This is a genomic window from Actinomadura darangshiensis, assembly GCF_004349235.1.
In the GTDB taxonomy this organism is placed as follows: domain Bacteria; phylum Actinomycetota; class Actinomycetes; order Streptosporangiales; family Streptosporangiaceae; genus Spirillospora; species Spirillospora darangshiensis.
On record NZ_SMKY01000038.1, the window covers coordinates 1 to 23,300 of the forward strand.

Sequence of the window (23,300 nt, forward strand, 5' to 3'; positions counted from 1 at the left end):
TGCCCACACAGTGTGCCCGCTGCGGGACGCGGGCGGTCCCCCCGGAGAAGTCCGGCCCTGGACGCGCCGCGTCCAGGGCCGGACATCCCCGAGTCCGCGAAGGCGGATGTCAGAGGTTGCCGCGGCGCTCCTGCTCCCGCTCGATCGCCTCGAACAGCGCCTTGAAGTTGCCCTTGCCGAAGCCGAGCGAGCCGTGCCGCTCGATCAGCTCGAAGAACACCGTCGGACGGTCCTGGACGGGCTTGGTGAAGATCTGCAGCAGGTAGCCGTCCTCGTCCCGGTCGACCAGGATCCGGCGCCTGCGCAGCTCCTCGATCGGGACCCGCACCTTGCCGATGCGCTCACGCAGCTCCGCGTCCTCGTAGTAGGAGTCGGGGCTCTCCAGGAACTCCACGCCCGCGGCGCGCATCCGGTCGACCGACGCCAGGATGTCGTTCGTGGCGAGCGCGATGTGCTGCACGCCCGGCCCTCCGTAGAACTCCAGGTACTCGTCGATCTGCGACTTGCGGGCGCTCTCCGCCGGCTCGTTCAACGGGAACTTCACCTTGCGCGTGCCGTCCGCGACGACCTTGGACATCAGCGCCGAGTACTCGGTGGCGATGTCGTCGCCGATGAACTCCGCCATGTCGGTGAAGCCCATGACCCGGTGGTAGAAGTCGGCCCACTCGTCCATGCGCTCGACGTTGCCGACGCAGTGGTCGATCGCCTGGAAGGACCTTCTCTCCTGCGGCTCCACGATCGGGTCGGCGGGCGCGAACCCCGGCAGGTACGGGCCCGTGTAGTTGGAGCGGTCGACCAGCGAGTGCCGCGTCTGGCCGTAGGTGGCGATCGCCGCGACGGTCACCTTGCCGTGCTCGTCCTCCAGGACGTGCGGCTCCCGCAGGCCCGTCGCGCCGTTCGCGACCGCGTGCCGGTAGGCGTGCTCCACGTCCGGGACCTCGATCGCCAGGTCGACGACCCCGTCGCCGTGCTCGGCGATGTGCCGGCCGATCTCGGTGCCGGCCTTCACCGGGCCGCGGAACACGAACCGGGCGCCGCCCGACTCCAGCACGTGCACCGCCTCGTCCGGGCTGCCGTTCTCCGGGCCCCGGTAGGCGACCCTGCGCATCCCGAACGCGGTCGAGTAGTAGTGGGCGGCCTGCTTTGCGTTGCCGACGGCGAAGACGACGGCGTCCATACCCTTGACCGGAAACTCATCCATGCCACCCAATCTCGGCATCCGCCTACAAGGTGCGCAAGAGTGGATCGAAACACTGGACAAGGTGTGCAGTGGAAAGCGGGTCCGACCGGTCGCTCTGTACATTGTGACCACGACCACGGGAGGGTGTCGTGCCGATCGACGAACTGGACGGCCGGCTGATCGAGTTGTTCACCACCGAGCCCCGCGTCGGCGTCCTGGAGGCGTCCCGGCGGCTCGGTGTCGCCCGCGGCACCGTCCAGGCGCGGCTCGACCGGATGACGCGCGACGGCGTCATCGCGGGCCACGGCCCGGAGATCGACGCGGCGGCGCTCGGCTACGGGGTGACGGCGTTCGTCACCCTCCAGCTGCGCCAGGCGGGCGGGCACGATCCCGTCGCGGCCCGGCTCGCGCAGGTGCCCGAGGTGATCGAGGCGCACACGATCACCGGCCCGGGTGACATGCTGTGCCGCATCGTCGCCCGCAGCAACACCGACCTGCAGCGCGTCATCGACGAGATCGTGGACGTCGGCGGCGTGGAGCGCGCCTCTTCGGTGATCTCCCTCGCCACCCAGATCCCCTACCGCACCCTCCCGCTGGTCAGGGCGGCGTCCCGCACGGACGCGCGGACGGCCGGGAGAGAGGCGGCGCAAACGCGGACGGCCGGGAAAGCGAGCGGCCCGCCGGCCCGGTGAGGAGCGGCGGGCCGGACGTCCTCCCGGCCGGGTGATCGCCCGCCCCTGGGGAGGGCGGGCGGTCGTGGCGGTGGTGCTATGCCGCGCCGTAGGGGGTCGCGTCGATGATCTCCACGGTCATCGAGCGCCCGTTGGGCAGCGAGTAGGTGGCCTTGTCGCCCACCTTCTTGCCGTCGATCGCGGCGCCGAGCGGCGACTTCGGCGAGTAGACGTCGATGGGGGCGCCGACCTCCTCGCGGGAGGCGAGCAGGAAGGTGACCTCCTCGTCGTCTCCCTCGAACGAGACCGTGACGGTCATGCCGGGGCCGACGACGCCCTCGGTGCGCGGCGCCTCGCCCACGCGGGCGTTCTCCAGGATGGCCTGGAGCTGGAGGATCCGGCCCTCGATCTTGCCCTGCTCCTCCTTGGCCGCGTGGTAGCCGCCGTTCTCGCGCAGGTCGCCCTCCTCCCGCGCCGCCTCGATCTTCTGAGCGATCTCGATGCGGCCCGGGCCCGACAGGTGGTCCAGCTCAGACTTGAGCCGGTCGTACGCCTCCTGGGTCAGCCAGGTGACGTTGTCAGCGCGGGTCTCGGTCACGGGTACTCCTCATCCACATGGTGCGATCCGACCCGCCCCCGCGGGCGGGTGTCACATCGACATGAAGTGCGGCCGGGTGAAACCTCTAGCCTATCCGGTGGTTGCGGGTAAAGGTTCCCTGAACCAGGCGTCCGCAATCCGCCAATCGTGTCTTATCCCTTACCGAGCGTAGGAGGCCCGGCGAGGCGGTCAGACCTTGCGGCAGTCGCGGATCCTCGCGCCGGTGGCCCGCCTCGCGGTCTGCAGCGTCTCCGCGCCCTTCACGCTGGACTTCCCGACCGGCACGGTGACCTCCTTCTTGGCGAGGACGACGAGGTCGGCGTCGTAGGCGTCGACCGTGCAGCGCACCTCGTCGCCCTTCCCCTTGGCCACCGTGTAGGTGATGTCGACCGACGTGCCGGTGATGTCGTAGGCCACCGTCTGCGGGACGATCCCGGGCGTCTGCCCCGTGTGCGCGGCCAGGATCCCGAACCCGGACGCCATCACCGCGGTGACGACGCCGATGACCACCAGCCCCAGCCGGGAGCCCCGCCGGGGCTCGGCGGGCGGCGCTTCCTTCGACACGCTCGTCGTCATGGCGGGGAATCTCCGTGCGGGGTGGGGACGTTGTCAGGGACAATTCATTCTCGTCTGTCATGGCGCGTGCCTCGAACCGGGGGCCGCTCAAGAGTTCCGAGAGGGAGATCCCCCAGTGTCCGAGGTCATCGACGACGGTACGACGCTCGAACGCCCTTGCGGCGGGGGCGGTGACGAGCCGCTGCGGCTGATGGCCGTGCACGCCCACCCCGACGACGAGTCCAGCAAGGGCGCGGCCACGATGGCGCGGTACGTCGCCGACGGCGTCGAGGTCCTCGTCGTCACCTGCACGGGCGGCGAGCGCGGCGACATCCTGAACCCGGCCATGGACCGTCCCGAGGTCAAGGCCGACATCGGCAAGGTCCGCGAGGCGGAGATGGCGCGGGCCCGCGAGATCCTCGGCGTCCGGCAGCACTGGCTCGGCTTCGTCGACTCCGGCTTCCCCGAGGGCGACCCGCTGCCGCCGCTGCCCGAAGGCTGCTTCGCGCTGGAGCCGCTGGAGACGGCCACCGAGCCGCTGGTGCGCGCCGTCCGCGAGTTCCGGCCCCACGTGATGCTCACCTACGACGAGAAGGGCGGCTACCCCCACCCCGACCACGTGAAGTGCCACGAGGTGTCGGTGGCGGCGTTCGAGGCCGCGGGCGACCCGGACCGCTACCCGGAGGCGGGCGAGCCCTGGCAGCCGCTCAAGCTCTACTACCACATGACGTTCAGCAAGGACCGCATTCTCGCGTTGCACAACGCCATGGAGAAGGCGGGCCTGGAGTCGCCGTACGGCGACTGGATGAAGCGCTTCGAGGACGAGACCGACAAGGCCGCGAAGTGGGACGTGACCACCCGCGTCCCCTGCGGCGACCACTTCGAGACCCGGGACCGCGCCCTCCTCGCCCACGCCACCCAGATCGACCCCAACGGGTTCTGGTTCGTCGTCCCGCTGGACGTCCAGCGCGAGGCATGGCCCACCGAGGACTACCATTTGGCCAGGTCCCTGGTCGACACGGAGCTGCCGGAGGACGACCTGTTCGCCGGCATCCGGGAGAAGGTGTGTCTGTGATGCCTCCCGTCCTCGCCCTGCCGCTGAACGACGACACGGTCAGCCCGGGCGTCCTCGGCTTCGCGGTCTTCATCGCGCTGCTGGTCGCGACGGTCTTCCTGGTCCGCTCGATGACCAAGCAGATGAAGAAGATCCAGGCGCCCCGCGAGGACGACCTGAAGCAGCAGGAGTGGGAGCGCGCAGAGGCCGAGAAGGCGGCCAAGGCCCCGGCCGACGACGCCTGAACCCGGACGGGCCCACCCCCATGACACGAACGCACGGTGCGGAGATGTTCCCGCCGTCCGGTCCGGCGCGTCCGCACAGGGTCACCGCGCTGCTGCGCGAGCGCGGCGGCGCGGGCGCGCGGGTCACCTTCTTCGAGCTCTTCTTCGACCTGGTCTTCGTCTTCGCGATCACCCAGCTGTCCCACCTGCTGCTCCACCACCTCACCCCGCGCGGCGCCGGCGAGACGCTGCTGCTCCTGCTGGCGGTGTGGTGGGCGTGGATGTACACGTGCTGGACGACGAACTGGTTCGACCCCGACCATCCCGCGATCCGGCTGATGCTCGTCGGGGTGATGGTGGCCGGGCTGTTCATGGCGGCGATGGTGCCGGGCGCGTTCGGCGACAAAGGGATGTGGTTCGCCGTCGCCTACGTCGCCGTCCAGGTCGGCCGCACCACGTTCGTCGTGGCCTGCACCTGGGGGCACGAACTCGGGCGGACCTTCCAGCGGGTCCTGTTCTGGCAGGTGGTCTCCGCCGTCCTGTGGATCGGCGGCGCCCTCGTCCACGACCACGACGCCCGCGCCGGGCTTTGGCTGCTGGCGATCGCCCTGGAGTACCTCGCGCCCTGGCACGGCTACAGGACCCCGCTGCTCGGCCGGTCCAGCACCGCCGAGTGGACGATCGACGGCGGTCACATGGCCGAGCGCTGCCAGTTGTTCCTCATCATCGCGCTGGGCGAGACGGTCCTGGTCACCGGTGCCGCGCTCGGCGGGCACACCCCGTCGGCCGCGGTCGCCGCCGGCTTCGTCTCGGCGTTCGTCGGCACCGTCGCGCTGTGGTGGATCTACTTCGACCACACCGCGGAGGCCGCCGCCGAGCGCATCGCCGCGTCCGCCGACCCCGGACGCCTCGGCCGCTCGGCCTACACCTTCATCCACATCGTCATGGTCGCGGGCATCGTCGTCGGGGCGGTCGCGGACGAGATGGTGATGGTCCACCCGGGCGGCCACCTGGCCGACGGGTTCATCGCGGTCGCGGTGGGCGGCCCGGCGCTGTTCATCGCCGGGCACGCGCTGTTCAAGCGGGCCGTCTTCGGCGGCTTCACCCGGGCGCGGATGGTCGCGCTCCTCGGCCTGGCGGTGCTCGCGGCGGCGGCGACCTCCGCCCACGGGCTCACGCCCCTCGCGGTGCACGCCTGCGCGGCCGCCGTGGTGGTGGCGCTGGCGCTGTGGGACGTCCGCGCCCACCGGCTGCACCGCCGGGAGGCCGCCGCGCTTCCGGGGCCGCTCCAGACCGCCGAAGGCCGGTGACGGGCCCGTCCGGTTGGACCCTGCCGCCTCCGGGGAGGACCCTCGACGTGCGCGCGAACGTGGAACCTGAGGACGCCGGGACGGGCCGGGAGGCCGCGCTCCGCCGCGTCCTCGACGACCACCTCGCCGCCGCGGCCGGGGGCGGGGGCGAACCGGAGTCCGCGGGGCTCGCGCTGCTGGACCGGGAGCGCTGGGCGGAGGCGGCCGAGGTGCTGGCGGACGCCCTGCGGCAGGCCGAGCGCGACGGCGCCCCGCCGGCCGTCCTGGCCGCCCGCCTCAACCTCGCCCGCGCGCTGACCAGGACCGGCGACCTCGACCGCGCGATCGAGCTGCTCGGCCCGCTGCCGGACGGGTTCGCCGCCCTGCCCGAGCCCGACGACGGCGCCCGCGCCCGCGCGCTGGCGAGCCTCGGCGAGGCCTACCTGCGCGCGGACCGCCCGGTCGCCGCCATCAACTTCTTCGGCCAGGCCCTGGAGATCCTCCGCAGGCTGGACGCCGTGGACGGGCAGGCCGCCATGTTCACCTGCATCGCCGAGGCCGCCCGCCTCCGCGGCGACGGGCCCGCCGAACGCGCCGCCCGCGCACGCGCCGCCGAGCTGAGCCCGGGCGCGTGACCGTCACGCCTTGCCGTGGTCCCAGCTGGTGATCCGCTCCGGTTCCATGACGATGAGGACGCGCTTGGCGAGCGCCTGCTCGATGCCCTCGGCGATGACCGGGTCGACCGGCTCGCCCATCTCCGGGACGGGCAGCCCCGCCATGCGGGAGCCGACGACCATGCCGACCAGGCTGCGCGGCCCCGGCTCCTCGACGACGATGCCGCGGCCGTAGAGGGCGACGCCGCGCAGCTCGTTGTACTCGACGCCGTCCTCGACCAGGCACGTCATCGTCGGGTTCCGGCGCAGGTTCAGCACCTTTTGCGACGCCTTGTACGTGGTGAAGGCGATCTTGCCCTTGTAGAGCGCGTAGAACATCGTGACCAGGTGCGGCTCGCCGTCCTTGCCGATCGTCGCGACCTGCACCTTGAAGTTGCCGGCGAGGTAGGCGCCGACCTCCTCCGGCGTCATCTTGATCTTCTCGCGCTTGTTCCCGGCCAACGGAGCCTCCCAGGGTCGCCTGCAGGATGCACACGATAACCAAGCGCTTGCCCGCCTCCGCACCCGGCACCATGGACGGATGTCCGTCCGCGATCTGACCGTCCTCGGCTCCGCCAGCGCGGTGCCCACCAAGTCCCGCAACCACAACGGCTACCTGCTGCGCTGGGACGGCCACGGCGTCCTGTTCGACCCGGGCGAGGGGACGCAGCGGCAGATGGCGCACGCGGGCGTCTCGGCGAACGACGTGACCTGGATCTGCGTGACGCACTTCCACGGCGACCACTGCCTCGGCGTGCCCGGGATCGTCCAGCGCATCGCCCGCGACGGCGTCGAGCACCCGGTGGACGCGGCGTTCCCCGCGAGCGGCCGCCAGTACTGGGAGCGGCTGCGGCACGCGACCGCCTTCCGCGACACCGACGTGATCCGGGAACGTCCGGTGTCCGGCGAGCGGATGGCGCTCGACACCGGCGACGCCCCGTTCACCCTGGCGGCGCGCCGCCTCTCCCACCCGGTCGAGGCGTACGGGTACCGGCTGGAGGAGCCGGACGGCGTCACGATGCTGCCCGCCGAACTCGGCGCCAGGGGCGTCGGCGGCCCGCTGATCCGGCGCCTCCAGGAGGAGGGGCGGGTCACCACCCCCGAAGGCCGCACGGTCACGCTGGACGAGTGCAGCGTGACCCGTCCGGGGCAGAAGGTCGCGTTCGTCATGGACACCCGGCTCTGCGACGGCGTCCGCGAACTGGCCGACGGCGTCGACATGCTCGTCATCGAGTCGACGTTCCTGAACCAGGACGCCGCCCTGGCCACCGAGTACGGCCACCTCACCGCCGCCCAGGCGGGCGAAGTGGCCGCCCTCTCGGGCGTCCGGCACCTCGTCCTGACCCACTTCTCCGAGCGGTACCCCGCCGACGACGAGAAGCGCTTCGTGGCGGAGGCGTCCGCCGCCTTCGCCGGCGACATCACCCTGGTCCACGATCTCGACCGGATCCCGATGCCGCAGCGCCGTCTGACCTGACCCGAACCTGGGCAGGACTCCGTCCATGGCTGACGAAGTCGATGTCGTGGTGATCGGTCTGGGACCCGGGGGAGAGGACGCCGCGGGGAGGCTCGCCGAAGCGGGCCTTTCGGTCGTCGGCGTGGAGTCCCGGCTGGTCGGCGGCGAATGCCCGTACTACGCCTGCGTCCCCACCAAGATGATGGTGCGCGCCGCCGGCCTGCTCGCCGAGGCGGACCGCGTCCCCGGGATGGCGGGCGAGGCGTCCGTCCGCCCCGACTGGGCGCCGGTCGCCGCCCGGATCCGCGACGAGGCGACCGACTCGTGGGACGACAAGGTCGCCGTCGACCGCCTCACCGGCAAGGGCGTGACGTTCGTCCGCGGCGAGGGCCGCATCACCGCCCCGAACGAGGTGACGGTCGACGACCGGGTCTTCCACACGAGCCGCGGCATCGTCCTCAACACTGGCACGTCTCCCACCGCCCCGCCCATCGACGGCCTGGCCGATACCCCGTTCTGGACGAACCGGGAGGCCGTCCAGACCACGGAGGCGCCCGAATCCCTCATCGTGCTCGGCGGCGGAGTGGTCGGCGCCGAGATGGCGCAGGTCTTCTCCCGCTTCGGCACCCGCGTCACCGTCGTGGAGGCCGCCGACCGCCTCCTCCTCAACGAGGAACCCGAGTCCAGCGCCCTCATACGCGAGGTCTTCGAACGCGAGGGGATCGGCGTCCGCACCGGTGTGGACGTCAGCCGCGTCACCCACGACGGCGAGTTCACGATGCGCCTCGGCGACGAGACCCTCGCCGCCGGCCGGCTCCTCGTCGCGACCGGCCGCCGCCCCAATCTGAAGGGCCTCGGCCTCGGCAGCGTCGGCCTCGACGAGACGGCCCGCCGGCTCCCGGTGGACGGCCGCATGCGCGCCGCCGACCACGTCTGGGCCATCGGCGACATCACGGGCATGGGCGCCTTCACGCACGTCTCCATGTACCAGGCGGCCATCGCCGTCCGCGACATCCTCGGCCAGGAGGGCTCACCCGCCGCCTACCGCGCCGTCCCCCGCGTCACCTTCACCGACCCCGAGATCGCCTCCGTCGGCCTCACCGAGGCGCAGGCCCGCGACCAGAACCTGCCCGTCCGCACCGCCATCGCGCAGATCCCCGAGTCGGCCCGCGGCTGGATCCACAAGACGGGCAACGACGGCTTCATCAAGCTCGTCGAGAGCACCGAATGGGGCACCCTGGTCGGCGCCACCGCCGCCGGCCCCTCCGGCGGCGAGATCCTCGGCTTCCTGGCCGTGGCCGTCCACACCGAAACCCCCACCGCCGCCCTCCGCGACATGATCTACGCCTACCCCACCTTCCACCGCACCATAGAAACCGCCTTGACCAACCTCACCCACTGAGCGACTCAGGCCCCGCCAGGAACCACGAGCCTTTGGTTGACGATCGGGAGGTACCCCTCCTTACGCCGGCGTCTTCTCCCGCGGCCTGCGGGGAAGACCAGGACCGCTGAAATGACCTCGGTGATGAGCGCCCGTCTCTGGTGAAGGTCATAACCCCCTTCCTCTGGAAGGATCTGCCATCGCCGGAGCCGCTCTGCCGCTCGGTCCTTGAAACAGGCGTCGACCGCTTCCCATGCGAGCTTCTCCGCGGTCAGATCCCGGAGGATCTCTTCAAGGACAGCCGACCGCTGCCGGAACACGGCCTCTCCGGCTCCCCGAGCCGGTCGGTGACGATCTCACCGTCGATCATGCGCAGACCTGCGAGGCGAGGGCTGGAGATGATCTGCTTGACGGTCTGAGTTCGCCAGGGGCCGCCGTTCTCGGTCGGAATCCCGGAGCGTGCGAAGATCTCTGTAACCGCGCCCCATGACCGTCCCTCGGCACAGGCGGCCACGGCTTCACGGATGACTGCGGCTTCTTCCGGGACGACCTCGATGGCTCCTGCTACGCCCGCGGCGGGACGGTAGCCGAAGACCCGTCCGCCCGTGTGGGCTACTCCCCGCTGCGCCTGGGCGGCGTACCACCGCCTCGTCCGGTCACTTCGCCTGGAGTTCTCGCCCATCACGACCGAGACGTCCTGCAAACCCGTCTCATCGGCATCCGGTGCGTATAGGTCGTGGTGTCCTTGCCAGTCCAAGAAGACACGACCTGGGACTGTGCAGAAAGCGGTTATGAAGCGCTCCCACTGCGCCGGTGTCTTATAGATGCGGTCGACGTCCACTGCCACGACGCCCTGCACTGGCTCGCCCTCGGCGGTGTGGCCACGGTGTAAATCCAACAGAAGAGCCTCGAAACCGGAGCGGTGTTCGCCGCGGCTCGCCGATCTGTCGTTGTCGGTGTACCGCTTGACGACGATGGCGTCCGCGTCGTGTGCCATCGCTTCGCAGGCGGAGTGCTGGGCGTGGACGCCCAGGACGCCAGCGAGGGTTCGCCGCTTCCCTGAAAGATCGCTGATACGCGCGTAGGCGATCAGGCGCGGCTGGATGGAACTCATCTCGCCTCCCGAGGTCTGCCTGGCCGGACGTGACCCGGAAGTTACAGTGCGGGACCGACACTCTGCGGTGGGTGACGAGGTCGGTGGTGCTGGGGCGTGTGAGAGGCTGGGGGAGTGAACCGACTAGCGCAGGCTAGGTCGCCTTATCTCCTTCAGCATGCCGCCAATCCGGTCGATTGGCGGGAGTGGGGAGAGGAGGCGATCGCGGAGGCTCAGCGGCGGGACGTGCCCATACTGCTCTCAGTAGGGTACGCATCCTGCCACTGGTAGCTCCGCTGATCCCACTGGTGTCATGTGATGGCGCATGAGTCGTTCGAGGACGGCGAGACGGCGCGGGTCATGAACGAGTTGTTCGTGAACATCAAGGTGGATCGGGAGGAGCGGCCGGACATCGACGCCGTCTACATGGAGGCCACCCAGGCCATGACGGGGCAGGGCGGGTGGCCGATGACGGTGTTCATGACTCCGGAGGGGCATCCGTTCTACTGCGGGACGTACTTTCCGCGGGTGCAGTTCGGGGCGCTGCTGCAGGCCGTCCACAAGGCGTGGACGGAGCAGCGCGACGACGTCGTCGGGCAGGGGCAGCAGGTCGTCACCGCGCTGAGCGCGCGTGGGCCGGGGCTGGCCGGGACTGAAGTGCCCGGTGAAGGTGCCCTCGCGCGTGCGGTGAAGGTGCTGGCTGCCTCGTACGACGCGGTGCGCGGCGGGTTCGGGGGTGCGCCCAAGTTCCCGCCGTCGATGGCGCTGGAGTTCCTGCTGCGGCACAACGCGCGGACGGGCGACGAGGAGTCGGCCGCGATGGCGGCGCACACGCTGGACGCCATGGCGCGGGGCGGGATGTACGACCAGCTCGGCGGCGGGTTCGCACGGTACTCGGTGGACGCGCAGTGGGTCGTCCCGCACTTCGAGAAGATGCTGTACGACAACGCGCTGCTGGCGCGGGTGTATGCGCATTGGTGGCGGCTCACGGGGACGCCGATCGCGCGGCGGGTGGCGCTGGAGACGTGCGACTGGATGTTGCGCGACCTGCGGACCGATCAGGGCGGGCTCGCGTCCGCGCTGGACGCCGACAGCGAGGGCGTCGAGGGCAAGTACTACGTGTGGACGCCCGCGCAGTTGCGCGAGGTGCTCGGGGACGACGCCGAGTTCGCGGAGAGCCTGTTCAAGGTGACCGGGACGTTCGAGCGCGGGGCGTCGGTTCTGCAGCTTCTGAAGGACCCGGAGGACGTCGAGCGGTACGAGCGTGTGCGGACGGTCCTGCTCGCGGCGCGCGCGCAGAGGATCCCTCCGGCACGGGACGACAAGGTCGTGGCCGCGTGGAACGGGCTCGCCGTCGCGGCGCTGGCCGAGTGCGGTGCGCTGTTCGATCGGCCGGATCTCGTGCGAGCCGCCGAGGAGGTCGCGCAGTTGCTGGTGGACGTCCATGTGCGCGACGGGCGGCTGGCGCGGACGTCCAAGGACGGGACGGCGGGTGCGAACGCCGGTGTCCTGGAGGATTACGCCGATGTCGCTGAAGGGCTGCTGGCTCTGCACGCGGTCACCGGCGACCCGCGTCATGTCCGGCTGGCAGGTGAGCTGCTGGAGACCGTCCTGGAGCGGTTCGGCGACGGTGACGGCGGGTTCTACGACACGGCCGACGACGCGGAGCGGCTGTTCCGGCGGCCGCAGGACCCGACCGACAACGCGACGCCGTCGGGGCAGTTCGCGGCGGCGGGCGCGCTGCTGTCGTTCGCCGCGCTCACCGGGTCGGACCGGCACCGGCAGGCCGCCGAGGCGGCGCTGGCGCCGGCCGGGACGCTCGCCGACAAGCACGCGCGGTTCGCGGGCTGGGGCCTGGCGGTGGCGGAGGCGCACGCGACCGGGCCGGTGGAGGTCGCGGTGATCGGCGACCCGGCCGACGAGCGCACTCGGGCGCTGCACCGGACGGCCCTCCTCGCGGTGGCGCCGGGCGCGGTGGTGAGCGCCGGGCCGCCGGACGCGGCGGGCGTCCCGCTGCTGGAGGGCCGCGGCCTGGTGGACGGGGCGCCGGCGGCGTACGTGTGCCGCGGGTTCGTCTGCCGGCTGCCCGTGACCACGCAGGCCGACCTGGCGCGCGAACTACGTGGGCAATTGGACTGAAGGTCCACTTTGTGGCAGCGTGACCTTGATTACACGCATGCTTGCTGTTACTACTGAGTAGCTGGGACGAACCTGACCCATTGGGGCTCGGCGGGCGAGGGTGCCGGGTGACGCGCCGGGTATCTGGACGGTGGCCGGACATCTGCGTCATAGTCGAGTCCCGGGCACGGCCGGGCACCGGCGCAGGGCGACCGTCGAGGGAGTGTGGCAGTGGGAAAGCCGAACCGGCGGGTGCTACCGACGATCATCGGCGTTTCCGTTCTGACGACCCTCGCCGCGAACGTCGCCGTCCTCGTGGCGCACGACGACGGCCCGAAGAGCGCCCAGGCCGGTGAGAAGCGCGCCCGGTACGTGGCCGCGTCCGGCAGCACCGACCTGTCGCCCACGGCGGTCGCGCCCCAGGGCAAGCGGCTCAGCCCGCACGTCCTCGTGGCGGCGCCGTCCGCGCTTCCGGCCGACTTCGTGCGGAAGGTCCGCGGCGCCAAGGGCGTGCAGGGCGTTGAGGTCGTGGACGCCGTGCAGGGCATGGTCGCGGGCAAGCGGGTCGGGCTGATGGGTGTGAACCCGTCGACGTTCCGCAACTACACGCCGAAGCCGACCGCGAAGTCGGACGCGCTCTGGCGCAACGTGGCGTCCGGCGACGTCGCGATCTCCTTCACGATGGGCAGCGACGGCGGCGTCAAGCTCGGCAGCCAGGTGCCCGTCGGCGGCAAGCAGCACCAGTCGCAGCTGCGCGTGGGCGCGTACGCGACGATGGGCGTCAGCGACGTCGACGCGGTCATCTCGCACACCACCGCGCAGGCGCTCGGGATGCCGACCGGGAATGCGATGCTGATCAGCGTCCCGAAGAGCGAGCCGAAGGCGTTCATCAAGAAGCTCCGCAAGGTGCTGCCGAAGCAGGCCAAGGCGGTGGCGGTCAACCCGGAGATCGACTTCCCGAAGGCCGGGAACGTGCCCGCCTCCAACGGCCAGGTCATGACGGCCGGGCAGGTGCAGACGGTGATCAAGGCCGCCTACACGCGGCTCGGCTGGCCGTACGTGTGGGGCGGCGAGTCCGAGGCGGAGGGCGGCTACGACTGCTCCGGCCTGATGCAGTACGCGTTCGCCAAGGCGGGCATCCGGCTCCCGCGCGTCGCGGCCGACCAGGCCCGCGCCGGCTGGGTCATCCCTTACGGCAAGGCCGAGCCGGGCGACATGCTCATCTGGGCCAACGACCCGACCGCGCCCGGCTACATCTCGCACATCGCCCTCTACCTGGGCAAGGGCAAGATGCTCGCGGCGCCGCGGACGGGCACCGTCGTGCAGGTCCAGAACGTCTACACCCGCAACATGCGCGGCGCCGTCCGGGTCAGCCCGAAGATGGCCGCCAAGGTCGCCGGCGCGATCTCCGGCTGAGTCACAGCGGGCAGCCGCGGCTGAGGAACTCCAGGTTGCGGTCGATCAGGTCCGCCAGTTCCGCGGCGCTGGAGGCGCTCTCCAGCCACTGGTACATCGCCGCCTGGAGAACCCCGAGGACGGCCCAGTTGAACGCCTCGATCTCCGGGTCGCCGCGGTCGCGGCCGGTCCGTTCGGCGAGGAGGTCCGACAGGACGGCGTGCGTGCCCTGCCTCATCACCTCGAACATGCGCGCGCGCAGTGCGGGGACCTCGGCCATGAGCCGCATCCGCGTCCGGATGACGTCGAAGTCGTCCTCGGGCATCAGCGGCAGGATCTCGCGGAGCGTCTCGCGCAGCGCCTCGATCGGTGACCGGCCGGGCGGTTGCGACCGGAACACCTCCGCCATGATCGGGTCGAACTCGTCGGTGATGACGACGTCCTCCTTGGTGGGGAAGTAGCGGAAGAACGTGCTCGGCGAGATCTCCGCCGCCGCCGCGATCTGCTCCACCGTCGTCTCGTCGTACCCCTGCCCGGTGAAGAGCCGGAGGGCGTGGTCCTGGATCGCCCTCCGGGTCTTCAGCTTCTTGCGCTCCCGCAGCGGTAGGCGGGAGAGCCGGTCCTGCAGCCGGTCGATCGCATGCTCAGGGGACGACGTGCTCATGGTCCGATTCTGGTTCATCGACCGCGGGCGCCGCACCCTCGGGTTCGCGACCCGGCTGGAAAAGCCACAGCAGGACGGCCACGGCGAGCGCGGCGGCCGCGCACGCGCCGAGCACCGCGTCCATGCCGTGGACGTAGGCGTCGCGGGCGGAGGCGAGCAGCCCGCCGTCCTCCAGCCGGCCCGCGGCGGCGACCGCGCCGCCGATCGAGTCGCGCGCCGCGCCGGCCGCGCCGGCGGGCAGGCCGCCGGTGTCGACGCGGTCGCGGTAGATCCCGGCCAGCAGGCTGCCGAGCCCGGCGACGCCGAGGGTGCCGCCGGTCTGGCGCAGCGTCTGGACGAGCCCGGAGCCGCGCCCGGCCTGGTCGGCGGGGAGGGCGGCGAGCACCGCGTCCATCGCGGGGATGAGCGTGAGGCCGGAGCCGACGCCGACCACGACCAGCCACGGGACGGTGGCGGCGTAGCCGTCCCCGGCGCCGGTGAGCGCGCCCCAGCCGAGGCCGGCCGCGAGCACCAGCAGGCCCAGCACCATGATCGGCTTGTGCCCGGTGCGGGGCGCCGCCCGGTCGGTGGCGACGCCGCCCGCCAGGAGCCCGAGCAGCATCGGGATCAGCTTCAGCCCGGTGTCGAAGACGTCGCTGCCCTGGACGGCCTCCAGGTACTGCGGGAGGACGAACAGGATCCCGCCCATCATCAGGTTCGCGGTGACGGCCGCCACCATCGCCCACACGAACGCCCTGTCGCGGAACAGCGCCATGGGCAGCATCGGGTCCGCCGCGCGCCGCTCCCAGCGGACGAACGCGGCGAGCAGCGCCACCGCGAGGACGAAGCAGCCGAGGACGACCGGGTCCGTCCAGCCGCGGGCCGGCGCCTCGATCACCCCGTAGACGAGCGCGACGAGACCGGCCATGGACAGCAGCGAGCCGCTGAGGTCGACCCGCGGCGCGGCCGGGTCGCGGGTCTCGGGCAGCAGGAACGCCACCGCGATGCCGCCGATCACGACCACCGGGACGTTGATCAGGAAGATCGAGCCCCACCAGAAGTTCTGCAGCAGCCAGCCGCCGAGCAGCGGGCCGAGCGGCAGCCCGAGCGCGGTGGACGCCGACCAGACGGCGACCGCCCGGGTCCGCTCGTGCGGCGGGAAGATCGCCGGGAGCATGGACATGGACAGCGGCATGACGATCGCCGCGCCGAGGCCCATGAACAGCCGGGCCGCGATGACGCCGCCGGTGCCGCCGGCGAACGCGCCGGCGAGCGAGGCGAGCCCGAAGATCCCGAGGCCGGTCAGCAGCAGCCACTTGCGGCCGAAGCGGTCGCCGAGCAGCCCGGCGGGGAGCAGCAGCGCGCCGAAGACCAGCAGGTAGGAGTCCACGATCCACTGCAGCGCGCTGGTGCCCGCGTGCAGCTCCCCCGACAGCGTGGTCAGCGCCACGTTGAGGATCGTCATGTCGAACCCGAGCGCCAGCATGCTGAGCGCCAGCGCGCCCAGCCCGAACCAGCGCCGCCGGTATCCCACAGTCATGGCATCAGCCCCCAAATAGCGGTGTCTATGAAATGAGAGTAGCTCTCAAAAGATGGTGATTGTCAATCGAGGTAGAGGCTGGCATACCGCTGGGTGGCGTTGTAATTTTGATTACATGAATACGAGTGAAGCGGCGGAGGAGCTGCGCGGCTGGTTCTCCGGGCGGCTCCCCGGGGACTGGTTCGAGGACGCGCCCGAGGTCGTCCTCGACCGCGAGGAGGTCAGCGTCGTCGGCCGGCTGCCCGTCCCGGCGGCCGCCGAGCAGGTGTCGGACGCCGAGCGCGCCGGCGTGATCGCCGGGCACGTCCAGCGCTTCCGCGACGAGACCCGCGACCGGCGCATCGGCATCGCCCGCGAGGCCGAGCGCCGCTTCGGCCACAAGGTCTCCTGGGGCGTCGAATGCGGCGGCGAGCGGGAGATGTTCACCACCCTGTCGGTGCCCGTGATGACGCGGCTCCGGCAGCCGGAGCGCCGCGTCCTGGACACGCTCGTGGACGCCGGCGTCGCCCGCAGCCGCAGCGACGCGCTCGCCTGGTGCGTCCGGCTCGTCGGCAAGAACACCGACGAGTGGCTGGGGGAACTGCGCAGCGCCCTCCAGCACGTCGAACGCGCCCGCGCCGCCGGTCCGCGCCCCTGACCTCCCGGTCCCCGGCCGGTGCAGGCCAGGTGCCCAGGCCGTCCCCCTTGTCCGGGTTAGCCTGAAATATGGAAACGGCGGGAGAAGTGTCGCCGTCGGGCCATAATTGAGCGTCCTTCTCCGCATCGGGCCTCGCCCGCGGACGGTCGCTCGAAGGGAAGCCCACATGGGGGTTCGGCGTACGGGAGAGCCGCGCAGGCGGTCGCGCGGCGCGCGGAGGGACGGTGTGCGCCGCCGCCCCTCCGAGAGCGGGCGGGTGTTCTCCGCCATCCGCCGCAGCGGCCCGTACGCGGCCGTCCGGGACGTCGTCTACCGCATGTACGAGCGCCGCGTCGAGGCCGAGCTGCCCGCCGAGGTCACCCCCCGGCACGTCGGCGTGATCCTGGACGGGAACCGCCGCTGGGCCAGGTCGATGGGCCTGGCCGACGTCAACACCGGGCACCAGCGCGGCGCCCAGAAGATCTCCGAGCTGCTGCAGTGGAGCGCGGAGGCCGGCGTCGAGCACGTCACGCTGTGGCTGCTGTCCACCGACAACCTGAACCGCCCCGAGGGCGAGCTGGCCCCGCTGCTGGAGATCATCGAGAACACCGTCCGCAAGCTCGCCGCCGACGGCTGGCACGTGAAGCCCGTCGGCGCCCTCGACCTGCTGCCCGATAAGACCGCTCGCGTCCTTAAAGATGCGGGTGAGGCCACATCCGACGCACCCGGCCTGATTGTGAACGTCGCGGTTGGGTATGGAGGTAGGCGTGAGATCGCTGATGCGGTGCGCTCACTGCTCATCGAGCAGGCGAGCCGGGGCACCAGCATCGAGGAACTCGCCGAGATCCTCGACGTGGAGCACATCGCGGAGCATCTCTACACGCGCGGCCAGCCGGATCCGGACCTGGTCATCCGCACCTCGGGGGAGCAGCGTCTCTCCGGCTTCATGCTCTGGCAGAGCGCTCACTCGGAGTTCCACTTCTGCGAGGTCCATTGGCCGGACTTCCGCAAGGTCGACTTCCTCCGGGCGATGCGCTCCTACGCCGCGCGGCACCGGCGCTACGGTACCTGACCGTCCCCTGCGGACCACCGCCCCTGCACGGGCGGACCTGCGCGCCACCGGCAGTTTCCCCATTCTCAGGGAGATCGAGTGGCCACAACCTCCGCGCGCCGTCCCTGCATCACCGGGATCCCTTCGGGGACGTCTCTTCCGGGTAGTTCCGGGGGGTGTGGGGGGTCGTCCCCCCACCAGGACTCGGATCGGCGCACGTACGTCCTCGACACCAGCGTCCTGCTCGCCGACCCAGGGGCGATGACCCGGTTCGCCGAGCACGAGGTCGTACTCCCCATCGTCGTCATCTCCGAGCTGGAGGCCAAGCGGCACCACCCGGAACTCGGGTACTTCGCCAGGCAGGCCCTCCGCACGCTGGACGACCTGCGCGTGCGGAACGGGCGGCTGGACGAGCCCGTCTCGGTGGAGGGGCCTCTCGGCGACCAGGGCGGCACGCTCCGCGTCGAGCTGAACCACTCCGACCCGAGCGTCCTGCCGGACGGGTTCCGGCTCGGCGACAACGACACCCGGATCCTGTCGGTGGCGGCGTGGCTGGCCCGCGAGGGCCGCGACGTGGTCCTGGTCTCCAAGGACCTGCCGATGCGGGTGAAGGCGTCCGCGGTGGGGCTCGCCGCGGAGGAGTACCGCGCGGAGCTGGCCGTCGTGGAGTCCGGCTGGACCGGGATGCGCGAGCTGGAGGTGCCGGCCGGGGCGCTCGGGGAGCTGTACGACGGGGGCAGCGCCGACCTGGAGGAGGCGCGGGACCTGCCGTGCCACACCGGGCTGCGGCTGCTGTCGGAGCGCGGCTCGGCGCTCGGCCGCGTCCAGCCCGACAAGTCGGTGAAGCTCGTCAAGGGCGACCGCGAGGTGTTCGGGCTGCGCGGCCGGTCCGCGGAGCAGCGGATCGCGCTGGACCTGCTGATGGACGACGAGGTCGGCATCGTCTCGCTCGGCGGGCGGGCCGGGACGGGCAAGTCGGCGCTCGCGCTCTGCGCGGGCCTGGAGGCCGTGCTGGAGCGGCGGCGGCACCGCAAGGTCGTGGTGTTCCGCCCCCTGTACGCGGTCGGCGGCCAGGAGCTCGGCTACCTGCCCGGGTCGGAGAACGAGAAGATGTCGCCGTGGGCTCAGGCGGTCTACGACACGCTGTCGGCGGTGACGACGCCGGAGGTCATCGACGAGGTCGTCGACCGCGACATGCTGGAGGTCCTGCCGCTCACGCACATCCGGGGGCGGTCGCTGCACGACGCGTTCGTGATCGTGGACGAGGCGCAGTCGCTGGAGCGCGGCGTCCTGCTGACGGTGCTGTCGCGGATCGGAGCCGGGTCGCGGGTCGTGCTGACCCACGACGTGGCGCAGCGCGACAACCTGCGGGTCGGGCGGCACGACGGGGTCGCGGCGGTGGTGGAACGTTTGAAGGGCCACCCGCTGTTCGCGCACGTGACGCTGACCAGGTCGGAGCGGTCGCCGATCGCCGCCCTGGTCACGGACATGCTCGGCGACGTCGGCTGACCGGGTAAAGCGAGAACCCCGGCGGGCCCTCGGAGGCCGCCGGGGTTTCGCGTCTCAGAACGCCCGTGATGTTCCACGGAGCGTGATCGTTAAACCCCGTACCGTTGGGTTGTGATGAAGGTCACAGTTCGTCGCCCAATGCGGGGGATCCGCAGGTCCGTAGGCGGTTTCGGGCCCTCGGCGGGCGGCTTGACAACAGCCCCACGAGCCGCATTCGTCTCGTTTCGGTTGCGAAACCGCCCTCCGGCTCCGGCATTGTGTCTCCCCGTAAGCACCCCCAGAGCGGTGCCGGCCCGGAGCGCGTCCCCCTCAGTACGCGCGCGACGGACACGGCCCCGGTCCGGGTCCGGAGCCGCCGAGACCTCCTGGCGGCCCGCCGGGCCGGGGGTGACAGCAGCTCGTGCGCGTGCCCATGCGCGTGCGACCGTCGGAAGGACCGCCTTGTACGGAGACCGTCCCGGGTCCCCTAGGCGAGACGATCGACAGAGCTTTGACCTCCCGGCCCCCGTCTCCGACGCGATGGCCGCCTTCGAGCCGCCCGCTCCGGCGCCGCGCGAGACGGCACCGCAGCCGGTCGTGGCCCAGGCGTCCGGACCCGCGCCGCACGAGGACGATGTCCGCGTCGCCGGCACCGACCGCACCCAGGCGGGCGCGCCGGCCGGTGACACGCTCGGGCTCCAGCCCGTCCCGGAGCCGCTCCGCACGGGCGTCTCCACCGGCGAGGGCCGCGACGAGATCGGCTCGCACGCGCCGCGCCCGGCGGCCTCCCGGCGCGCCGGCTCCGGCGGGAGCGGCGGTTCCGGCAAGCGCAACGGCATGCGGATCGCGGCGATCGCCGCCGGCGCCGCCGTGGTGCTCGGCGGCGGCGCGGTCGCCGCGTTCGCGTTCACCGGCGGGTCCGGCGACGGCGGCACGCAGACCGTCAAGCCGGCCAAGCCGCTGGCGGACGCCGCCGCGCCGAAGACCGACCCCAAGCTCCTGGAGCAGCAGCGCAAGCAGCTGGCGCTCGACCGCGCCTCCCGCGCGACCCGCTCGGACGAGGGCGAGGCCCCGTCCCTGCGCCCCAAGGGCAAGCCGATCCCGACCAAGAAGCCGGAGAACAAGGGCGGCGACGGCGGCGGCGCCCCGATGGGCGACCCGACGCCGAAGGGCGAGGCGCAGGAGATCGCCAAGAAGATGCTGCCGAGCTTCGGGTTCGGCGGCGACGGCCAGTTCGGCTGCCTGGTGAAGCTGTGGGACCGGGAGAGCAGCTGGAACACCCACGCGGCCAACCCCTCGGGCGCCTACGGGATCCCGCAGGCCAAGCCCGGCTCCAAGATGGCGAGCGCCGGCCCCGACTGGCGCAACAGCGCCAACACGCAGATCAAGTGGGGGCTCGGCTACATCAAGGACCGCTACAAGACGCCGTGCGGCGGATGGTCGCACTTCCAGTCGGCGGGCTGGTACTGATCCCGCCCCGGCCGTCCCAGGCGCTCAGTGGAGCTCCTGGGACGTGCCGGTCATCCCGAGCACGTCGAGGGCCGCGTCGAGCTGCTCGACGGTCAGCTTCCCGCCGTCGACGTAGCCGCGCTCCAGCACGACGTCGCGGATCGTCCTGCGCTCCTTGAGCGCCTGCTTGGCGACCTTCGCCGCCTCCTCGTATCCGAGGTAGCGGTTCAGCGGCGTCACGATCGACGGTGACGACTCGGCGTACTCGCGCAACCGGTCCTCGTCGGCCTCGATGCCGTCCACGCAGCGGTCCGCGAGCAGCCGCGACACGTTCGCCAGCAGGGTGACCGACTCCAGCACGTTGCGGGCCAGCATCGGCAGCATCACGTTCAGCTCGAAGCTGCCGGACGCGCCGCCGAACGCGACCGCCGCGTCGTTCCCGATGACCTGCGCCGCGACCTGCGTGACCGCCTCGGGGATCACCGGGTTCACCTTGCCCGGCATGATCGACGAGCCGGGCTGCAGGTCGGGCAGCCGGATCTCGGCGAGCCCGGCGCGCGGCCCCGACCCCATCCAGCGCAGATCGTTGGCGATCTTGTTGAGGCTCACCGCGACGGTGCGGAGCGCGCCGCTGGCCTCGACCAGGCCGTCCCGCGCGCCCTGCGCCTCGAAGTGGTCGCGGGCCTCGGTGAGCGGCAGGCCGGTGGTCCGCGCGATCTCCGCGATGACGCGGGCGGCGAAGCCCTCGGGGGTGTTGATGCCGGTGCCGACCGCCGTCCCGCCGAGGGGCAGCTCGGCGAGCCGCGGCAGGACGGCCTCGACCCGCTCCACGCCGTGCCGCACCTGCGCCGCGTACCCGCCGAACTCTTGGCCGAGCGTCACCGGCGTCGCGTCCATCAGATGGGTCCGGCCCGACTTCACCACGGTCCGGAACTCGCCGGCCTTGCGCGCCAGCGCGGCCTCCAGATGCCTCAGCGCGGGCACCAGATCGTTCAGGACGGCCCCGGTCGCCGCGATGTGGATCGAGGACGGGAACACGTCATTGGACGACTGAGAGGCGTTCACGTGGTCGTTCGGGTGGACGGGCCGCCCGAGCCGCTCCTGCGCCAGCGTCGCCACGACCTCGTTGGCGTTCATGTTGGACGACGTCCCGGACCCGGTCTGGAACACGTCGATGGGGAACTGGTCGTTCCAGCGTCCGCCGGCGACCTCGCGGGCGGCCTCGGTGATCGCGCCGGCGAGGTCCCTGTCGAGGACCCCGAGCTCGGCGTTGACGGCCGCCGCCGCGGCCTTGATCTGGCCGAGCGCCGCGATGTGCGCGGCCTCCAGGCCCCGCCCGGAGATGGGGAAGTTCTCCACCGCGCGCTGCGTCTGCGCCCGCCACTTGGCCGCCGCCGGCACCCGGACCTCGCCCATCGAGTCGTGCTCGACCCGGAACCCCTGCTCGCCCATGGAAACGCCTCCCACTCGATCGACGGCCGCCCCTTTGTGGTAGCCCATCCGGTGGTTCCCGCATTCCCCGATGGGGGGCCGTAGTCGTCGCCTACACCCGAGTCCGGTCATTCGAGGGCGTGGTGAAGCCGGGTGGCATAGTGCCCACAGTGCTTCCCGGATCTGTCGGTGGGTGCCGGTAGCTTACTGGTCATGTCCCGCTACCGACTGCAGCCGACGTCCTCTCAGGAGCAGATGTTGCTGGAACACTGCGGGCATGCCCGGTTCGTCTGGAATCTTGCCGTTGAGCAGCACGCTTACTGGCGGCCGGGCCGCGGGGCGGCACCGGGGTTTGCCGAGCAGTGCCGCCAGCTCACTGAGGCGCGGGCAGAGTTCGCTTGGCTGCGCGCCGGTTCGGTGACAGTGCAGCAGCAGGCGCTGAAGGACTTCGGCCAGGCCATGGCTCACTTCTTCGCCCGCATTCACCGCCGTCCGACTTGGCGGAAGGCTGGACGGCACGAAGGGTTCCGTATCGTGGCGGTCAAGCCCGGTGACGTGCGGCGCGTCTCCCGGCGGGTGGGTCAGGTGAAGGTACCCAAGGTGGGATGGGTGCGGTTCCGCTGGTCCAGGCCCGTCCCAGGTGGCGTCAAGTCGTTCCGTGTCACCCGTGACCGGGCGGGCCGCTGGCATATCGGGTTCGCAGCGATACCCGACTCGATTCCCGCGCCCCGCACGGGCGAGGTGGTGGGGTTGGACCGTGGTGTGGTCGTCAGCGCTGCGTTGTCGACCGGCGACCTGCTGCACGCTCCCGGTCTGCGGGAGGGAGAGCGGGCCCGGTTGGCGCGGCTGCAGCGCAGACTCGCCCGCGCCCAGCCGGGTTCCAAGCGGCGAGCAAGGACCAAGGCCGCGATCGCTCGGCTGAACGCCCGCGAGACCGACCGGCGCGCGGACTGGATCGAGAAGACCTCCACCTGCCTGGCCCGTCGGTTCGATGTGATCGGCGTCGAGGACCTCAAGATCAAGGACATGACCCGGTCGGCCAGGGGGACGGTGGAGGCCCCGGGCCGCGGCGTGGGGCAGAAGGCCGGGCTGAACCGGGGCATCCTGGCTGCCGGCTGGGGTGCGCTGGTGACCCGGTTGGAGCACAAGGCGGCCGGACGCGTCGTCAAGATCAATCCGCGTTGTACATCGCAGACTTGCAACGCTTGCAAGCACGTCGCGGGGAGCAGCCGCAAGAGCCAAGCGGTCTTCTCGTGCGTGGCCTGCGGGTATCGAGCCAACGCCGATGTCAACGCGGCCCGCAACATCCGCGATACGGCCGCAGGGCATGCGGTCGCTGCACGGGGAGGCCTGCTGTTGAGCAGGCCCGCGAACCGTGAACCTCAACACGACCTCCCCCTCAGGGGATAGCGGTC

General features: G+C 71.6%; 21 protein-coding genes and 1 pseudogene. 14 read left to right on the forward strand and 8 right to left on the reverse strand.

The window, feature by feature from the left end:
* Positions 1-109 precede the first annotated feature (109 nt).
* Entirely contained in the window at positions 110-1,201 is a 1,092-nt protein-coding gene (hppD, locus tag E1293_RS11420) for a 4-hydroxyphenylpyruvate dioxygenase (protein WP_207938789.1), read from the reverse strand.
* 128 nt (positions 1,202-1,329) lie between these two features.
* Between hppD and E1293_RS11425 the strand changes: the two genes are divergently transcribed.
* Complete coding sequence (locus tag E1293_RS11425) at positions 1,330-1,872, forward strand: Lrp/AsnC family transcriptional regulator (protein ID WP_132196765.1); 543 nt, start codon at positions 1,330-1,332, stop codon at positions 1,870-1,872.
* A 76-nt stretch (positions 1,873-1,948) separates the two neighbouring features.
* Here the strand turns inward: E1293_RS11425 and greA are convergent, their stop codons facing one another.
* The gene (gene greA, locus E1293_RS11430; RefSeq protein ID WP_132196767.1) at positions 1,949-2,449 is read right to left on the reverse strand and encodes a transcription elongation factor GreA; all 501 of its coding nucleotides are present in this window, start codon (positions 2,447-2,449) and stop codon (positions 1,949-1,951) included.
* Between the two features lie 189 nt (positions 2,450-2,638).
* Positions 2,639-3,025 carry a DUF4307 domain-containing protein gene (locus tag E1293_RS11435; protein WP_132196769.1) on the reverse strand — a complete coding sequence of 129 codons (387 nt, stop codon included), beginning with the start codon at positions 3,023-3,025 and terminating at the stop codon, positions 2,639-2,641.
* Positions 3,026-3,215: 190 nt separating this feature from the next.
* On the opposite strand from E1293_RS11435, the gene mca reads away from it, so the two are divergent.
* The 4 genes from mca to E1293_RS11455 are packed head-to-tail and all read left to right on the forward strand — an operon-like array spanning position 3,216 to position 6,206.
* Positions 3,216-4,079 carry a mycothiol conjugate amidase Mca gene (gene mca, locus E1293_RS11440; RefSeq protein WP_132196835.1) on the forward strand — a complete coding sequence of 288 codons (864 nt, stop codon included), beginning with the start codon at positions 3,216-3,218 and terminating at the stop codon, positions 4,077-4,079.
* Positions 4,079-4,303, forward strand: coding sequence for a hypothetical protein (locus tag E1293_RS11445; RefSeq protein ID WP_132196837.1), 225 nt, complete (start codon positions 4,079-4,081; stop codon positions 4,301-4,303). The genes mca and E1293_RS11445 overlap by 1 nt, the downstream gene beginning before the upstream one ends.
* A 20-nt stretch (positions 4,304-4,323) precedes the next feature.
* Complete coding sequence (locus tag E1293_RS11450) at positions 4,324-5,592, forward strand: low temperature requirement protein A (protein WP_243716164.1); 1,269 nt, start codon at positions 4,324-4,326, stop codon at positions 5,590-5,592.
* A 47-nt stretch (positions 5,593-5,639) separates the two neighbouring features.
* Positions 5,640-6,206, forward strand: coding sequence for a tetratricopeptide repeat protein (locus E1293_RS11455; RefSeq protein ID WP_132196771.1), 567 nt, complete (start codon positions 5,640-5,642; stop codon positions 6,204-6,206).
* A gap of 3 nt (positions 6,207-6,209) precedes the next feature.
* Here E1293_RS11455 and E1293_RS11460 read toward each other — a convergent pair whose 3' ends face one another.
* Positions 6,210-6,686, reverse strand: coding sequence for a pyridoxamine 5'-phosphate oxidase family protein (locus tag E1293_RS11460; RefSeq protein WP_132196773.1), 477 nt, complete (start codon positions 6,684-6,686; stop codon positions 6,210-6,212).
* Between the two features lie 79 nt (positions 6,687-6,765).
* On the opposite strand from E1293_RS11460, the gene E1293_RS11465 reads away from it, so the two are divergent.
* Together E1293_RS11465 and E1293_RS11470 are read left to right on the forward strand one after the other, a co-directional pair.
* Positions 6,766-7,701, forward strand: a complete 936-nt coding sequence (locus E1293_RS11465) for a ribonuclease Z (protein ID WP_132196775.1) — start codon at positions 6,766-6,768, stop codon at positions 7,699-7,701.
* A 25-nt stretch (positions 7,702-7,726) separates the two neighbouring features.
* Complete coding sequence (locus E1293_RS11470; RefSeq protein WP_132196777.1) at positions 7,727-9,082, forward strand: dihydrolipoyl dehydrogenase family protein; 1,356 nt, start codon at positions 7,727-7,729, stop codon at positions 9,080-9,082.
* Positions 9,083-9,332: 250 nt separating this feature from the next.
* On the opposite strand, the gene E1293_RS11480 is transcribed toward E1293_RS11470, so the two are convergent.
* Positions 9,333-10,175: a recombinase family protein gene (locus E1293_RS11480; RefSeq protein WP_132196781.1), complete on the reverse strand. Its 843-nt coding sequence runs from the start codon at positions 10,173-10,175 to the stop codon at positions 9,333-9,335.
* Between the two features lie 114 nt (positions 10,176-10,289).
* Between E1293_RS11480 and E1293_RS11485 the strand changes: the two are divergent.
* Together E1293_RS11485 and E1293_RS11490 are read left to right on the forward strand one after the other, a co-directional pair.
* Positions 10,290-12,293, forward strand: a pseudogene (locus tag E1293_RS11485) (thioredoxin domain-containing protein).
* A gap of 210 nt (positions 12,294-12,503) precedes the next feature.
* Positions 12,504-13,688 (forward strand): C40 family peptidase, encoded by a 1,185-nt coding sequence (locus E1293_RS11490; RefSeq protein WP_132196783.1) that lies wholly within the window; start codon positions 12,504-12,506, stop codon positions 13,686-13,688.
* A gap of 1 nt (position 13,689) precedes the next feature.
* On the opposite strand, the gene E1293_RS11495 is transcribed toward E1293_RS11490, so the two are convergent.
* Together E1293_RS11495 and E1293_RS11500 are read right to left on the reverse strand one after the other, a co-directional pair.
* Complete coding sequence (locus tag E1293_RS11495; protein WP_132196785.1) at positions 13,690-14,331, reverse strand: acyl-CoA-like ligand-binding transcription factor; 642 nt, start codon at positions 14,329-14,331, stop codon at positions 13,690-13,692.
* Positions 14,312-15,850, reverse strand: a complete 1,539-nt coding sequence (locus tag E1293_RS11500) for a DHA2 family efflux MFS transporter permease subunit (protein ID WP_132196787.1) — start codon at positions 15,848-15,850, stop codon at positions 14,312-14,314. The genes E1293_RS11495 and E1293_RS11500 overlap by 20 nt, the downstream gene beginning before the upstream one ends.
* Positions 15,851-15,965: 115 nt before the next feature.
* On the opposite strand from E1293_RS11500, the gene E1293_RS11505 reads away from it, so the two are divergent.
* The 4 genes from E1293_RS11505 (at position 15,966) to E1293_RS11520 (ending at position 20,475) form a co-directional block, all read left to right on the forward strand.
* Positions 15,966-16,487, forward strand: coding sequence for a hypothetical protein (locus E1293_RS11505; RefSeq protein ID WP_132196789.1), 522 nt, complete (start codon positions 15,966-15,968; stop codon positions 16,485-16,487).
* Positions 16,488-16,653: 166 nt separating this feature from the next.
* A complete protein-coding gene (locus E1293_RS11510; RefSeq protein ID WP_132196791.1) occupies positions 16,654-17,538 on the forward strand; it encodes an isoprenyl transferase in 885 nt (294 codons plus the stop codon).
* Between the two features lie 117 nt (positions 17,539-17,655).
* Entirely contained in the window at positions 17,656-19,026 is a 1,371-nt protein-coding gene (locus E1293_RS11515; protein WP_132196841.1) for an RNA 5'-3' helicase PhoH2, read from the forward strand.
* Between the two features lie 519 nt (positions 19,027-19,545).
* A complete protein-coding gene (locus tag E1293_RS11520) occupies positions 19,546-20,475 on the forward strand; it encodes a lytic transglycosylase domain-containing protein (protein WP_243716166.1) in 930 nt (309 codons plus the stop codon).
* A 24-nt stretch (positions 20,476-20,499) separates the two neighbouring features.
* On the opposite strand, the gene E1293_RS11525 is transcribed toward E1293_RS11520, so the two are convergent.
* Entirely contained in the window at positions 20,500-21,906 is a 1,407-nt protein-coding gene (locus E1293_RS11525) for a class II fumarate hydratase (RefSeq protein WP_132196793.1), read from the reverse strand.
* A 192-nt stretch (positions 21,907-22,098) separates the two neighbouring features.
* Here E1293_RS11525 and E1293_RS11530 point away from each other — a divergent pair, with 192 nt between their 5' ends.
* Positions 22,099-23,295 (forward strand): RNA-guided endonuclease InsQ/TnpB family protein, encoded by a 1,197-nt coding sequence (locus E1293_RS11530; protein ID WP_132196795.1) that lies wholly within the window; start codon positions 22,099-22,101, stop codon positions 23,293-23,295.
* The last annotated feature ends 5 nt before the right edge of the window (positions 23,296-23,300 follow it).